Raw genomic sequence first — 13,794 nt, forward strand, 5'->3', positions numbered from 1 at the left:
GCTGTGTCCACCATCAGGGGGTGCAGTGGCCGCAGGCCGGGTGCGCAGGTTCCTGCTCCCAGTAGAATGGACCACTGTGAGCAATGAGACCGCAGTATTCAGCACAGACACCGCCCCCGGAACCGCCAACGGCAGTGAGACCCCCGCGGCCTACGGAGCCCCCACCTTGGAAGTCCAGCTGAAAATGCTCGACGCCGGGTTGGAAGCGCCGTCCTACGCCCACCCGGGAGATGCCGGAGCCGACCTCCGGGCCCGCGAGGACGTACACCTCGCCCCCGGTGAGCGGAAGCTTGTTCCCACGGGCGTTTCGATCGCGCTGCCGAATGGATTCGTGGCTCTGATCCACCCGCGGTCGGGACTCGCCACCAAGCATGGACTGACCGTCGTCAACGCTCCAGGCACTGTGGACGCAGGCTACCGGGGCGAGATCGCGGTGACGCTCCTGAACACCGACAAAGACCACGCCATCAACCTCAAGCGCGGCGATAGAATTGCACAAATGGTGATTCAGCGCGTTGAGTACGCGCGGTTCGTGGCCGTTGACCAACTGTCCGATTCCGTTCGTGGAACCGGCGGTTTCGGTTCCACGGGCGGCTTCAACGCACCGAATCCCGCAGCAAACCACTGACCTTCCTACGTCGGAGGCATCGCCTTGGCGTGGTTTTACATGGTTCAACGTGGGTGCGGTTTACTTGGGGATGGACCACTACTAAGGAGAAAACCCAATGCTTTTTGGGCGCGGCAAGAAGTCCAAGGACGAGCGGTCGGACACCGCCGGCACCGTCGAGGAATCCGGTGCTGAGGCACAAAGTCCTGAATCAGGCCAGCTTGGCACCCCCGGTGATTTCCGGCTTGCCAAGGGACCCTTGGATATAGACGAGATCGAGGACCGTGACGGCTACGTGGACCTCGGTGCGCTCCTGATCGCTCCTGCCGAAGGTCTGCAGTTGAGGCTTGAGGTTGAAGAAGCCACCCAGCGCGTGGTTGCCGTGACCATGGACCTGAACGGTTCCAGTCTGCAGCTTCAGGCGTTTGCGGCTCCGCGTTCAGAAGGTTTGTGGGACGAGATCCGGGAACAGATCACCCAGTCAGTGGCCAGCCAGGGCGGGGAAACCGAAGAGGTTTCCGGAGCCTTTGGTACCGAGCTGGTAGCCAAGTTGCCCGCCGAAGCGGCCGATGGCAGCCGCGGTTTCCGTGCCGCGCGCTTCATGGGCGTGGATGGGCCGCGCTGGTTCCTCCGCGGAGTCCTTGGTGGGCAGGCTGCCTTGGAGCGTGACGCTGCAGCGGGGCTGGAAGAACTTTTCCGCCGGGTAGTGGTGGTGCGCGGCGACAACCCGATGCCTCCGCGCGAACTGCTGCAGCTGCGCCTGCCCAAGGACGCTGCCGTGCCGGGACAGGCGGGCGCTCCGCAGGCTGCCCCGGCCATGGAACAGCCCGAACGAGGGCCGGAGATCACCCAGATTGGCTGACACTTCGGGCAGGGGAGGGATGGCCGGCCAGCGTCCCCGGACGCAGGGAGTCCGTGATCTTCCCGCACGGGGAAGGGCGGTGTGCACCGGCTTCATCGAGTCGGTGACGCATCAGCCGCCCAGCGATCAACCATTTTTCTCCGCTGTTGTCGTCGATGCCCTGGGTCCCGGACCCCATCAGGCCATCAGCGCAGGCGGAGTCCGGAAGCCCTACGACCGTCTTCGCGTCATTTGGCTCGGCAGGACACGCGTCCCCGGTATCGAGGCTGGTGTGCAGCTTCGCCTGAACGGCATGGTGACCCAGCTTGACGGTTTGCCGGCCATGTTCAATCCACGCTACGAAATACTTTCCCGTCAGGAGCATCTATGACCGTGTCCAACGGATCAGAACCCAAGGACACCGGAGGCGCTGTTCCCGATCAGCGGACGTCACCGCCGGATGATTCCGTCAAGCCGTCGGCGGACGCCCCCAGTGTGTCCGATCTCGCTGCCGGCTACGCCGAAAAGGCCGGCCTTCACCGGAACAGTGCCGGGCATGTGGACATGCTGAAGTCCGCCGGTGGGTGGCAGGGAATCGCTGAGAGCATTCTTCCGGGACTGGTTTTCCTGGTGGTTTTCACCGTGACCCGTGATCTAACCCCCGCGTTGGTGGCGGCTTTGGCTGCCGCCGCGGTTTTCACCGTGGTCCGGTTGATCCAACGGCGTCCCCTGACCCAGGCATTGGCCGGAGTGGTGGGTGTCGGGATTTCCGCGTGGTTGGCCAATACCACGGGCAAGGCAGAGGACTTCTACGTCCTGGGCTTCTTCACCAACATCGCCTACATCGCCGCCATGGTGCTCTCCATTGTCCTCAAATGGCCGGTGGCGGGCCTGCTTTTTGGTTTCGTCCGCAATGAGGGACTTGAATGGCGGAAGGATCCTGAACGGCTCAGGGCGTACAAACTGGGGACGTGGGTTGTGGTGGCAGTTCTTGCACTGCGCCTGGTGGTGCAGGTGCCGTTGTACTTCATGGGTGAGGCCGGCCTGACAGCGTTGGCGACCACCAGGCTCCTGATGGGCGCCCCGCTGTACATCCTGGGTCTCTGGGTTGCCTGGTTGCTCACCAAGCCTGCACTTCAGCCGTCGAAGCCGTCGTCCTCAGAGGACTGATCCGCGGCTGACGACGTTTCCTCACGTGGTTCGCCCCCGTCGTCGGAACCTGGCGACAAAAGCGACCGGAGGCCGTCTTCGGCTGCGATGGTGGTGACGAAGAACAGCTCGTCGCCGCCATCCAGGACATCGTCCCGGGTAGGCGTTATCGGTGCTTGGTCGCGCAGGATGGCTACCAGTGTGGCGTCTTCCGGCCAGTCGATCCCGCCCACAGTGCTGCCGATGACATGGGAGTCATGCGGGACGGTGAATTCGACGATCGAGGCCACACCGGTCTGGAGCGTCAGGAGGCGGACAATGTCGCCGATTTCCACGGCCTCTTCCACCAATGCCGTCATCAGCTGCGGGGTGTTGACCGCGACGTCGACGCCCCAGGAATCATTGAACATCCAGTCGTTCTTGGGGTTGTTCACACGGCCCACGGTGCGTCCCACGCCAAACTCGGTCTTGGCCAGCAGAGACACCACAAGGTTGACTTTGTCGTCCCCCGTGGCTGAAACCACGACGTCGGCATCCTCGAGTTTTGCGTCCTGCAGGGTGCTGAGTTCGCAGGCGTCTCCCACCAACCAGCGGGCGCCCCGCAGCCCGCTGCGGCCAATGACCTCGGGCTTGAGGTCGATCAGCAGTATCTGGTGCTTATGGGCCAGAAGTTCGCGCGCAATGGACGAGCCGACGCTTCCTGCGCCAACAATGACAACTTTCACTAAGACTCCTTGGCGGGTGCTTTGGCGAGGATCCGGCTGATCTCGGACGTTTTGTCCAGGCTCAGCATCGCGTGGACCGTATCACCTTCCTGGTATGCCGTTCCGGCCTGGGGGAGCACGCCCTCACCAAACCGGGTGAGGAAGGCAATGCGGATTCCCGAGGCGGCCTCGATCGAAGCGAGGCTGTGGCCAATCCACTCCTCGTGCAGGTCCACTTCGGCCAGCACGAGCCGGCCTGAGGGCTCACGGTAATCTCCGGCCAAATGCTGCTCCGGAAGAATGCGGCGCAGGACTTGGTCGGCGCTCCATCGGACGGCTGCCACCGTGGGGATGCCCAGCCGTTGGTAGATTTCGGCGCGGCCGGGATCGTAGATCCGTGCCACGACGTGGGCAACGTGGAAGGTCTCGCGGGCCACGCGGGTGGCCAGGATGTTCGAGTTGTCGCCGCTGGAGACGGCGGCGAAGGCGTAGGCCTCTTCCACACCGGCCTGCTTGAGCGTGTCCCTGTCGAAACCCACCCCCGTGACCTTGCGGCCGGTAAAGGTGTTGCGCAGCCGGCGGAAGGCCCGCTCGTCCTGGTCGATGATGGCGACCGAATGGCCGGCATCCTCCAAAGTGTGTGCCAGGGTTGCGCCAACACGGCCGCAACCCATGATCACGAAGTGAGCCACCATGTCTCCTTTATCTGTGCTGTCCGTCCCGCTCGTTATGACTTTACCGGTGCGGCGTGGGTGCGCCTGCGAACAACCGTCATGACATCGATGGGGATTCAGAGTAGCTTTGCGGAGTGCTGACAATTTTGAATGCCGCGAAGCGGGTATTGGTGGGCCGGCCAGTCAGGAATGACCGGCTGTCCCACACCTTGTTGCCCAAACGCATTGCTTTGCCGATCTTCGCCTCGGATGCGCTGTCTTCGGTAGCCTATGCCCCTGACGAGATCCTGCTGACACTCGCCTTGGCGGGAGTCAGTGCCGTGGCCTTCTCCCCACTTGTCGGCCTCGCGGTCATGGTGGTCTTGCTCACAGTGGTGGCGTCCTACCGGCAAAACGTCCACGCCTACCCGTCCGGTGGCGGCGACTATGAGATCGCCAGCGTCAACCTGGGCAAATACGCCGGGCTCACGGTCGCATCCGCCCTTTTGGTGGACTACGTGCTGACGGTGGCGGTGTCCATGTCCTCGGCCGCAACCTACCTCACTACGGCCATTCCGTCGCTGCACGGCCAGCAGGCACTCATCGCCACCATCGGCGTGGTCGTCCTGGCGCTGGTCAACCTCCGCGGGGTCAGGGAAGCCGGGACGCTCTTCGCCGTCCCCACCTACATCTTCATGGCGTCCATCCTCGGCATGACCGCGGTTGGCATCTTCCAAGCAGCGACCGGGACACTGGGTGAGGCGCCCTCCGCCAACTTCACCATCGTCCCGGAGCCAGGCTTCGACGAGGGGTTGGTGGGCCTTGCCGGAGCTTTCCTGCTGCTGCGGGCCTTTTCCTCCGGGGCCGCGGCGCTCACAGGTGTTGAGGCCATCAGCAACGGCGTCCCCAATTTCAGGAAGCCAAAGAGCAAGAACGCGGCCAGCACCCTGCTGCTGTTGGGCGTCATAGCGGCCTCCATGCTGGCCGGAATCCTTTACCTTGCCAACGCCACCAAGGTGCACATTGTCCTTGACCCCGCGCGCGAGTTCCTGGTGGACGGCAAACCACTGCCGGAGGGCTACATCCAGACGCCTGCCATCAGCCAGATCGCGGACACCATCTTCGGCTCGGGCTCCATCCTTTTCTATGTCGTGGTGGCTGCCACGGGTGTGATCCTGGTATTCGCCTCCAACACTGCCTTCAACGGCTTTCCCGTGCTTGGCTCCATCCTGGCCCAGGACGGTTACCTTCCCCGCCAGCTCCGTACCAGGGGCGACCGCCTTGCCTTCAGCAACGGTGTCCTTGCCCTGGCGGCCGGCGCGCTGGTCCTGATCCTCGCGTTCAATGCCGATGTCACCAAGCTGATCCAGCTGTATATTGTGGGCGTCTTCATCTCGTTCACGGCCAGCCAGCTCGGCATGATCCGCCACTGGGGCCGCGAGCTGAAGCTTGCCAGGGACAAGGCTGTCCGCCGACGCATCTTCAAGTCGCGCACCATTAACATGCTGGGCTTCGGCATGACCGCATTGGTCTTGGTGATCGTCCTGATCACCAAGTTCGAGCAAGGCGCCTGGATCGCTTTGCTTGCCATGTTCATCCTGTTCCTGATCATGTGGAGCATCCGTGCCCACTATGACAACGTGGCCAGGGAACTGGCCGTGGACGAGGACTCGTCCCCGCGCGCCTTGCCCACCCGTGTCCACGCGGTGCTGCTTGTCTCGCACGTCCGCAAGCCCGTCCTGAGGGCGCTGGCCTACGCCAGGGCGTCCAGGCCTTCACGCCTTGACGCAATTACCGTGGACATCAACACCGAGGAGACCGAGCACACCGTCCGGGATTGGGAGAAGCTGGAAATTCCGGTTCCCCTGACAGTCCTGGCCAGCCCCTACCGCGAGACCGTGACACCCATCATGGACTACATCAAGAACATGCGCCGTGACTCGCCGCGGGACCTGATCGTGGTTTACATCCCCGAATATGTCGTGGGCAAATGGTGGGAACAACTGGTCCATAACCAGACAGCACTCAGAATCAAGACGAGGCTCCACTTTGAACCTGGAGTCATGGTTGCCAGTGTTCCGTGGCAGCTGAAATCCTCCGAAGAAGCAAAGGCACTGCAGGATACCTAAATGACCTCCCACAGCAATTCCCCCCACGCCGATCACCCCGTCAATGACCACCAAGGAGCGTCCGGCACTGAACTTGTCGTTGACATTGGCCCCATCGCACACGGAGGACACTTCGTCGCGCGGCACGAAGGGCGCGTCATCTTCGTCCGGCACGCCATCCCGGGGGAGAAGGTCCGTATCCGGTTGACTGACTCCGGTGACTCGTCGCGCTTCTGGCGGGCCGACGTCGTCGAAGTCCTTGAAGCCTCGCCCCACCGGGTCCCGCACTTCTGGAAGGCGGCGGATTCGCAGGCCTCCTGGCGTCGTGGCGGGCCGCCGGTTGGCGGCGCCGAGCTCGGACATATTTCGCTGGAGCGCCAGCGTGCCCTGAAAGCCGAGGTGCTGGCTGAACAACTCAAACGGCTTGCCGGGCTGGACCTCGCCACCGAGGTGGAAGCCGTGGGGGACCATCACGACGGCGGCCTCGGCTGGCGCACGCGCGCAGGCTTTGCGGTGACCTCCAAGGGGCGGTTGGGCATGCATGCCCACCGCTCGGACGTGGTGCTTCCCATCAAGGAGATGCCGTTGGCGCTCCCGGGACTGAACGACCTGAAGCTGTGGGACCTTGATCTCTCGGGCATCGCCAGGGTCGAGGTTGCCGTCCCGGCCAATGGTTCCAGGCCCCTGATTCTGCTGGCGCCGGAGGAGGGGACGAGCCCCAAGAGGGTGCACAGCATTTTGTCGCAGTTGCCGCATGACGTGTCCGTCGCCAGCTTCGACCCCAGCAAGGGGGAAGTCCTGCAGCTGCGGGGGAGGACCTGGGTGCAGGAGACCGCAGCCGGCCATGAATACCGGGTCACCGGCGAGGGGTTCTGGCAGATCCACAAAGACGCACCGGAAACGCTGGTGGGCGCTGTGACGGACTATCTTTCGCGTGGCGGGTACTTGCAGCCTGGAGCCGCAGTTGCTGATCTCTACGCCGGTGCCGGGCTGTTCACGGCACCGCTTGCCGACGCGGCGGGTGTCACTGGCTCGGTGTTGTCGGTGGAGGGTGCCCCCGGCGCTAGCCGCGACGCGCGCAAGAACCTGCACGGCGAACCGCAGGTGGAAATCGTCCAAGGGCGCGTGGAACGCGTGCTGCACCAGAGTGCCCGGAGCTTCGATTCCGTGGTTCTGGATCCGCCGCGGGCCGGAGCCGGAAAGGCTGTGGTCAAGCAATTGATGGCCACCGGTCCCCGCGCAATCGCCTATGTGTCCTGCGATCCTGCTTCCTTTGCGCGTGATCTGGGTTACTTCCATCAGGGAGGTTGGCGCCTGGAGTCACTGCGGGCCTTCGATCTTTACCCCCATACCCACCACCTCGAAACAGTGGGCCTGATCGTCCCTTCCGCATAGCCGGAGTGTCGCCCGCCCGCCGGAGTGCGGCGGGCGGCGCCGGGTTTGGGCGGCGGCATGCCACTCTTGGGACGGATGCCACTACGATGGGCGTAGTAGCCCCGCTTCGCTGGAATCATCGCCGCGGACCGGGGTGACCACGAGAGATGCCGCCCGGCTAAGTAAGGTGCGCCTAACTGGCTAGCGGCCAACCACGCGACAAAGATGAAACTGTTGCGAGAGGAGTCCTGCCATGAGCACTGTGGACAGCTTCGGTTCCAAAGGCGTACTGAATGTAGCCGGCACCGATTATGAAATTTTCCGGTTGAACTCCGTAGAGGGCGCAGACAGCCTTCCGTTCAGCCTTAAGGTATTGCTTGAAAACCTCCTGCGGACTGAGGATGGCGCCAATATTACGGCGGACCATGTCCGCGCCCTGGCCGGTTGGGATCCCAATGCGGAGCCCGACACGGAAATCCAGTTCACCCCGGCCCGCGTCATCATGCAGGACTTCACCGGCGTTCCCTGCGTTGTTGACCTCGCCACCATGCGCGAAGCCGTCAAGGAACTTGGCGGCGATCCCAAGCGCGTCAACCCCTTGGCGCCTGCAGAAATGGTCATCGACCACTCCGTCCAGATCGACGCCTTCGGTAACTCCGGCGCACTGGAGCGCAACATGGAGATCGAATACCAGCGCAATGGTGAGCGCTACCAGTTCCTTCGCTGGGGCCAGACCGCGTTCGACGACTTCAAGGTTGTCCCCCCGGGAACCGGCATCGTCCACCAGGTCAACATCGAGTACCTGGCACGCACCGTCATGACCCGCGAGGTAGACGGCGTTCTTCGTGCCTACCCCGATACCTGTGTGGGCACTGACTCGCACACCACCATGGTCAACGGCCTGGGCATCCTGGGCTGGGGCGTCGGCGGCATCGAAGCCGAGGCAGCAATGCTTGGCCAGCCCGTCTCCATGCTGATTCCCCGTGTTGTGGGCTTCAAGCTCAAGGGCAGCATCCCGGCCGGCGCTACCGCCACCGACGTCGTCCTGACCATCACTGAAATGCTGCGCAAGCACGGTGTTGTAGGCAAGTTCGTTGAGTTCTACGGCGAAGGCGTTGCCGCTGTGCCGTTGGCCAACCGCGCCACCATCGGCAACATGAGCCCGGAATTCGGTTCCACGGCTGCCATGTTCCCCATCGACGACGTCACCTTGGAGTACCTGCGCCTGACCGGTCGTTCCGAAGCGAACGTCGCCCTCGTGGAGGCGTACAGCAAGGAACAGGGCCTCTGGCACGATCCCTCCCGCGAACTGCGCTTCTCCGAGTTCCTCGAGCTGGACCTGTCCACGGTTGTTCCTTCCATCTCCGGCCCCAAGCGTCCCCAGGACCGCATTGAGCTCACCGATGCCAAGGAGCAGTTCCGCAAGGACATCCACAACTACGTCGCCATCGAAGACGGCAGCGTGGACGAGTCACTGGACGAATCGTTCCCGGCTTCGGATGCACCGTCCTTCACCCATGCTGATTCGCACACCACGGAGACGGAGCGCGTTTACTCCGCCGCCAATGGTGCCCACGGCCGCCCGTCGTCGCCGGTCAAGGTCAAGACTGCCGACGGCCGCGAGTTCGAGCTGGACCACGGTGCAGTGTCGATCGCGTCGATCACGTCCTGCACCAACACGTCCAATCCGTCCGTCATGCTTGCTGCTGCCCTTCTGGCACGCAACGCCGTGGACAAGGGCCTGACGTCCAAGCCGTGGGTCAAGACCTCTGTTGCCCCGGCTCGAAGGTGGTCACTGACTACTACGAGAAGTCCGGCCTCACCCCGTACCTCGAGAAGCTTGGCTTCTACATTGTGGGTTACGGCTGCGCCACCTGCATCGGCAACTCCGGCCCGCTGGAGCCGGAAATCTCCGAGGCAATCCAGGCCAACGACCTCTCCGTCACTGCAGTCCTCTCCGGTAACCGCAACTTCGAAGGCCGCATCAACCCGGACGTGAAGATGAACTACCTGGCCTCGCCGCCGTTGGTCATCGCTTACGCACTGGCTGGTTCCATGGACTTCGACTTCGAGACCGATGCCCTGGGCACCGACTCTGAAGGCAACGAGGTCTTCCTGAAGGACATCTGGCCGAACCCCACCGAGGTGCAGGAAGTCATTGACTCCTCCATCGACGAGGCAATGTTCGCCAAGGGTTACGAGGGCGTCTTCGACGGCGACGACCGTTGGAAGGCGCTGGATACCCCGGCCGGTGACACCTTCGCCTGGGCCGAGGATTCCACCTACGTGCGGAAGCCCCCATACTTCGAAGGCATGAAGGCCCAGCCGGATCCCGTCCAGGACATCTCCGGTGCCCGCGTGCTCCTGAAGCTTGGCGATTCCGTCACCACGGACCACATCTCCCCGGCCGGTTCGTTCAAGTCGGACACCCCGGCAGGCCAGTACCTCCTGGCCAACGGTGTGGAGCGCAAGGACTTCAACTCCTACGGTTCACGCCGTGGCAACCACGAAGTCATGATCCGTGGCACCTTCGCCAACATCCGCATCAAGAACCAGCTCCTGGACGGCGTTGAGGGTGGCTTCACCCGCGACTTCAGCCAGGAAGGTGCACCGCAGGCCTACGTCTACGATGCCGCTCAGAACTACCAGGCTGCGGGAACACCGCTGGTGGTCCTGGCAGGCAAGGAATACGGCTCCGGTTCATCACGTGACTGGGCAGCAAAGGGCACAGCGCTCCTGGGCGTCAAGGCTGTCGTGGCTGAAAGCTACGAGCGCATCCACCGCTCCAACCTGATCGGCATGGGCGTTCTTCCGCTGCAGTACCCGGCCGGAGAGTCCGCAGCAACGCTGGGCCTGACCGGTACGGAAACCTTCGCAGTGGAGGGTGTGACCGAGCTGAACAACGGCACCACGCCGAAGACGCTGAAGGTCACAGCCACGGCTGAGGATGGCACCAGCAAGTCCTTCGACGCCGTCCTGCGTATCGATACCCCGGGTGAAGCGGACTACTACCGCAACGGTGGCATCCTGCAGTACGTTCTGCGCCAAATCACCGCATAGTGGACCAGCTGGTTTCCAGCTGAATCCGACGCCAGACAGCCCCGGCCGGTCGCCTGACCAGCCGGGGCTGTTGCCGTCCCGGTATCAATGCCACACAGTGCGCAAGCGTGGGGAAACACGCGGGCCTCGGGCACGCGCTAAAGTTAACAAGCACGTCATTCACCCTAAGGAGGGCCGTTGGGACTTTTGGAAGCCGTCAAGGATCCACAGGACCTGGCCAAACTGTCCGGCACCGAGCTGGAACAACTGGCCGGCGAAATCAGGGAATTCCTGATCACCAACGTAGCCGCGACAGGTGGACACCTGGGCCCCAACCTTGGCGTTGTTGAACTCACCCTGGCCGTCCACCGGATTTTTGAGTCCCCGCGGGACAGTATTGTCTTCGATACCGGGCATCAGTCCTATGTGCACAAGCTGCTCACCGGCCGCCAGGATTTCAGCACCCTCCGCCAGCAGGGTGGGCTCTCCGGATATCCGGAGCGCGCTGAATCAGAGCATGACATTGTGGAGAGCTCCCATGCCTCGTCCTCCCTGTCATGGGCCGACGGCATTTCACGGGCCCGCCAGCTGACCGGCGAAGGTGACCGGTTCGTCGTCGCGGTGGTGGGCGATGGCGCACTCACCGGTGGCATGACGTGGGAAGCCATCAACAACATCGCCGCTGACAAGCGTCGCCGCGTGGTCATTGTGGTCAATGACAATGGCCGTTCATACGCACCCACCGTTGGCGGCTTTGCCGACTACCTCGCTTCGCTGCGCCCCACCATCGACTCCCTGCGTACCACCCCGGCGTATGAGCGGATGTTGGATTGGTGGAAGAAGAAGCTCCAGAACGGCGGACCCGCCGGGCAGTTCACCTACAAGAGCCTGCACGCCATGAAGAAGGGCATCAAGGATTGGTGGGCTCCCCAGGGCATGTTCGAGGACCTGGGCATGAAGTACATCGGTCCGGTGGACGGACACAGTCTTCAGGCCATGGAGAATGCGCTGAACACCGCCAAGGCCTACGGAGGTCCGGTGATCGTGCACGCGATGACCGAGAAGGGCCACGGCTACGCTCCGGCCCTGGCCAACGAGGCAGACCAATTCCACGCCGTGGGAATCATCGATCCCGAAACGGGCGAGTCCACGGAAATGCCTGGCGCCAGGTCATGGACCTCGGTGTTCGCTGAGGAGATCGCGGACATTGCCGATGAGCGCGAGGACATCGTGGGCATTACCGGCGCCATGCTGATTCCCGTAGGCCTGCACAAATTTGCCGAACGGCATCCGGAACGCGTCATTGACGTCGGCATCGCTGAGCAGCATGCCCTCACGTCGGCTGCAGGCATGGCCTTCGGCGGCCTTCATCCCGTGGTGGCGGTGTATGCCACCTTCCTCAACCGGGCTTTTGACCAGCTCCTCATGGATGTGGCCCTGCATAAGGCCGGCGTCACGATTGTCCTGGACCGGGCCGGCGTCACCGGCCCGGACGGCCCCAGCCACCACGGCATGTGGGACATGGCCATGGTCCAGATCGTGCCGGGACTCCATTTGGCCGCACCCCGCGATGCCACCAGGCTCCGCGAAGAACTGCGGGAGGCTGTCGCAATTTCCGACGCCCCCACGGTGGTGCGGTTCTCCAAGGGCAGCGTCGGTTCCGAGGTTGAAGCGATTGAACGGCTTCACGACGGCGTTGACATCCTTGCCCGCCGACCCGAGGGTTCCACCGAAAACGATGTCCTCATTGTCAGCGTGGGTGCCATGTCTGAGCTCGCGCTGGATGTAGCCGGCCGACTGGGCGCCCAAGGCATCAGTTCCACGGTGGTTGACCCGCGTTGGGTCCTTCCCGTCCGTAAATCGATCATTGCCCTCGCTGCCCGCCATCGCCTGGTCATCTGCATTGAAGACGGCGTGCGTGCCGGTGGCGTTGGCTCCCGCATCCGGCAGGAAATGCGCGCTGCGGGAGTGGATACGGCCCTCAACGAAGTCGGTTTGCCGGTGGAGTTCCTGGTCCACGGCTCCCGGAGCCAGGTCCTGGAGCGCGTTGGACTCACCGCCCAGAAGATAACGCACGACGTCGTAGCCCAGGTTTTGGGGACCAAGGTCCCCTTCGCGAGGCCCTCCCGGGCCAGGAACACCCCACCACCGGCAGTCTGCCCACGTTGTGATGGACAACCGCGGGCCGGGTGCACTGCAGCCCGGCGACCTCGTGGTGTCGAGGAACAGGAAATGGAACGGCAAAGCCCATTGGGTGGTGCCTGGCCGGTATCTTGGCGAGGACATTCACGGCTGGTGGATTTTCCAGGGCGCGGGGGAGTTCTGTTCCCGTCCCGGGGCAGCCTTCTACACAGCGTCGGACGCTGTCTTGCTGGTCCCGAGGACCGGCGAGTTCGTGGCGACGTTTTACGACGATACGTACCCGGGCGACTTCCGGATCTACGTTGATCTCGCCACGTCCCACGGCTGGAACATCATCAGGCCCGGTGTCACGGAGTTCCATATGATCGACATGGACCTGGACGTGATCCGCTCCACCCTGCATGGTGTGTTTGTTGACGATGAAGACGAGTTTGAGCAGCACCGGGTGGCCATGGGCTATCCGGACGAAACAGTGGCCGCTATGCGCACGGAATGCGCAGCCCTCTTGGAGGCTGTAGCGGCCATGAAAGCACCGTTCGATGTCACTGGTGCCAGCACCAGCGCCGAATGGTTCAGGAAAGGACGGGCATGAGCGGCATTATTCGCACGTACAAGCGGGACGATGAGGGAGTACTTCACTTCCGGGAAGCCTGGTACGACGACGAGGACCAGCAGTTCGTGATTAATCACGGCGTGGTGGGTCATCAGAGCAAAACCGACGAAACCAGCGTGGAGGACGAATCCTCGGTGGAGGGCCTGATGTCGGCCTTCGCTGTGCAGTGCGAGGAAGACGGGTACGCGGAGATTCCCGAGTCCGAGCAGTTCTGGGTTGTTGCCCAGATTGCCCTCAAGACCACGGAGGGCACCGAGCGGGACCGTCATCTTGAACGGAAAGCCAAGGCCGCCCTGACAGGAGAACTGGCGTGGCGTGGGTTGGGCATCGTGGACCGGTCCGAAATAGGGAACGGCCACCTGAACATCTTCTGCCTCTGCCCGGACGTCAACAAGGCCGTTAACGCCATCAAGATCTGTGTTCGTGGTGAGGACCTGGACTTTACCAAACTCACCATTGCCGCGGCGCCCCACAGCGAGCCCGACGCCTTCCGGGTGAAGCACTCGCCCAAGCAGGGCGTGGGCTTTACTCTCTAAGTAGCACCCCAACGCACCAGGAGGGACT

Annotated in this window: 10 protein-coding genes and 2 pseudogenes; 10 read left to right on the plus strand and 2 right to left on the minus strand. The window is 63.1% G+C overall.

The genetic code is table 11. From position 1 onward, the window contains the following. Positions 1 to 76: 76 nt before the first annotated feature. From dut to CGK93_RS09175, 4 genes are all read left to right on the plus strand, one after another. Positions 77 to 628 carry a dUTP diphosphatase gene (gene dut, locus CGK93_RS09160; RefSeq protein ID WP_089597326.1) on the plus strand — a complete coding sequence of 184 codons (552 nt, stop codon included), beginning with the start codon at positions 77 to 79 and terminating at the stop codon, positions 626 to 628. Positions 629 to 725: 97 nt separating this feature from the next. Next, on the plus strand, positions 726 to 1,469 hold the full coding sequence (locus tag CGK93_RS09165) for a DUF3710 domain-containing protein (RefSeq protein ID WP_089594553.1): 744 nt from the start codon (positions 726 to 728) through the stop codon (positions 1,467 to 1,469). A 19-nt stretch (positions 1,470 to 1,488) separates the two neighbouring features. Next, the gene (locus tag CGK93_RS09170) at positions 1,489 to 1,839 is read left to right on the plus strand and encodes a hypothetical protein (protein WP_232481592.1); all 351 of its coding nucleotides are present in this window, start codon (positions 1,489 to 1,491) and stop codon (positions 1,837 to 1,839) included. Further along, positions 1,836 to 2,618 carry a DUF3159 domain-containing protein gene (locus CGK93_RS09175; protein WP_089594554.1) on the plus strand — a complete coding sequence of 261 codons (783 nt, stop codon included), beginning with the start codon at positions 1,836 to 1,838 and terminating at the stop codon, positions 2,616 to 2,618. Before CGK93_RS09170 ends, CGK93_RS09175 begins: the two co-directional genes overlap by 4 nt. Here CGK93_RS09175 and CGK93_RS09180 read toward each other — a convergent pair. Together CGK93_RS09180 and CGK93_RS09185 are read right to left on the minus strand one after the other, a co-directional pair. Next, positions 2,585 to 3,322 (minus strand): potassium channel family protein, encoded by a 738-nt coding sequence (locus tag CGK93_RS09180; protein ID WP_089594555.1) that lies wholly within the window; start codon positions 3,320 to 3,322, stop codon positions 2,585 to 2,587. The genes CGK93_RS09175 and CGK93_RS09180 overlap by 34 nt on opposite strands. Then, on the minus strand, positions 3,322 to 3,993 hold the full coding sequence (locus tag CGK93_RS09185; protein WP_089597330.1) for a potassium channel family protein: 672 nt from the start codon (positions 3,991 to 3,993) through the stop codon (positions 3,322 to 3,324). The genes CGK93_RS09180 and CGK93_RS09185 overlap by 1 nt, the downstream gene beginning before the upstream one ends. A gap of 116 nt (positions 3,994 to 4,109) precedes the next feature. Here CGK93_RS09185 and CGK93_RS09190 point away from each other — a divergent pair, with 116 nt between their 5' ends. From CGK93_RS09190 to CGK93_RS09215, 6 genes and pseudogenes are all read left to right on the plus strand, one after another. Then, positions 4,110 to 6,083, plus strand: a complete 1,974-nt coding sequence (locus tag CGK93_RS09190; protein ID WP_089594556.1) for an APC family permease — start codon at positions 4,110 to 4,112, stop codon at positions 6,081 to 6,083. Further along, positions 6,084 to 7,457, plus strand: a complete 1,374-nt coding sequence (locus CGK93_RS09195) for a class I SAM-dependent RNA methyltransferase (protein ID WP_089594557.1) — start codon at positions 6,084 to 6,086, stop codon at positions 7,455 to 7,457. A 232-nt stretch (positions 7,458 to 7,689) separates the two neighbouring features. Beyond that, positions 7,690 to 10,496: pseudogene (acnA, locus tag CGK93_RS09200) on the plus strand (aconitate hydratase AcnA). Positions 10,497 to 10,673: 177 nt separating this feature from the next. Further along, positions 10,674 to 12,646, plus strand: a pseudogene (dxs, locus tag CGK93_RS09205) (1-deoxy-D-xylulose-5-phosphate synthase). Continuing rightward, the gene (locus CGK93_RS09210) at positions 12,643 to 13,209 is read left to right on the plus strand and encodes a DUF402 domain-containing protein (protein ID WP_089594558.1); all 567 of its coding nucleotides are present in this window, start codon (positions 12,643 to 12,645) and stop codon (positions 13,207 to 13,209) included. Before dxs ends, CGK93_RS09210 begins: the two are co-directional and overlap by 4 nt. Further along, positions 13,206 to 13,766, plus strand: coding sequence for a hypothetical protein (locus tag CGK93_RS09215; RefSeq protein ID WP_089594559.1), 561 nt, complete (start codon positions 13,206 to 13,208; stop codon positions 13,764 to 13,766). The genes CGK93_RS09210 and CGK93_RS09215 overlap by 4 nt, the downstream gene beginning before the upstream one ends. Positions 13,767 to 13,794: the final 28 nt, after the last annotated feature.

Source organism: Arthrobacter sp. YN (genome assembly GCF_002224285.1).
GTDB lineage: Bacteria > Actinomycetota > Actinomycetes > Actinomycetales > Micrococcaceae > Arthrobacter.

Coding starts and splice junctions, on each gene's coding strand:
- CGK93_RS09165 (WP_089594553.1), top strand. CDS start 726: ATGCTTTTTGGGCGCGGCAAGAAGTCCAAGGACGAGCGGTCGGACACC.
- CGK93_RS09170 (WP_232481592.1), top strand. CDS start 1,489: ATGGCCGGCCAGCGTCCCCGGACGCAGGGAGTCCGTGATCTTCCCGCA.
- CGK93_RS09175 (WP_089594554.1), top strand. CDS start 1,836: ATGACCGTGTCCAACGGATCAGAACCCAAGGACACCGGAGGCGCTGTT.
- CGK93_RS09195 (WP_089594557.1), top strand. CDS start 6,084: ATGACCTCCCACAGCAATTCCCCCCACGCCGATCACCCCGTCAATGAC.
- CGK93_RS09215 (WP_089594559.1), top strand. CDS start 13,206: ATGAGCGGCATTATTCGCACGTACAAGCGGGACGATGAGGGAGTACTT.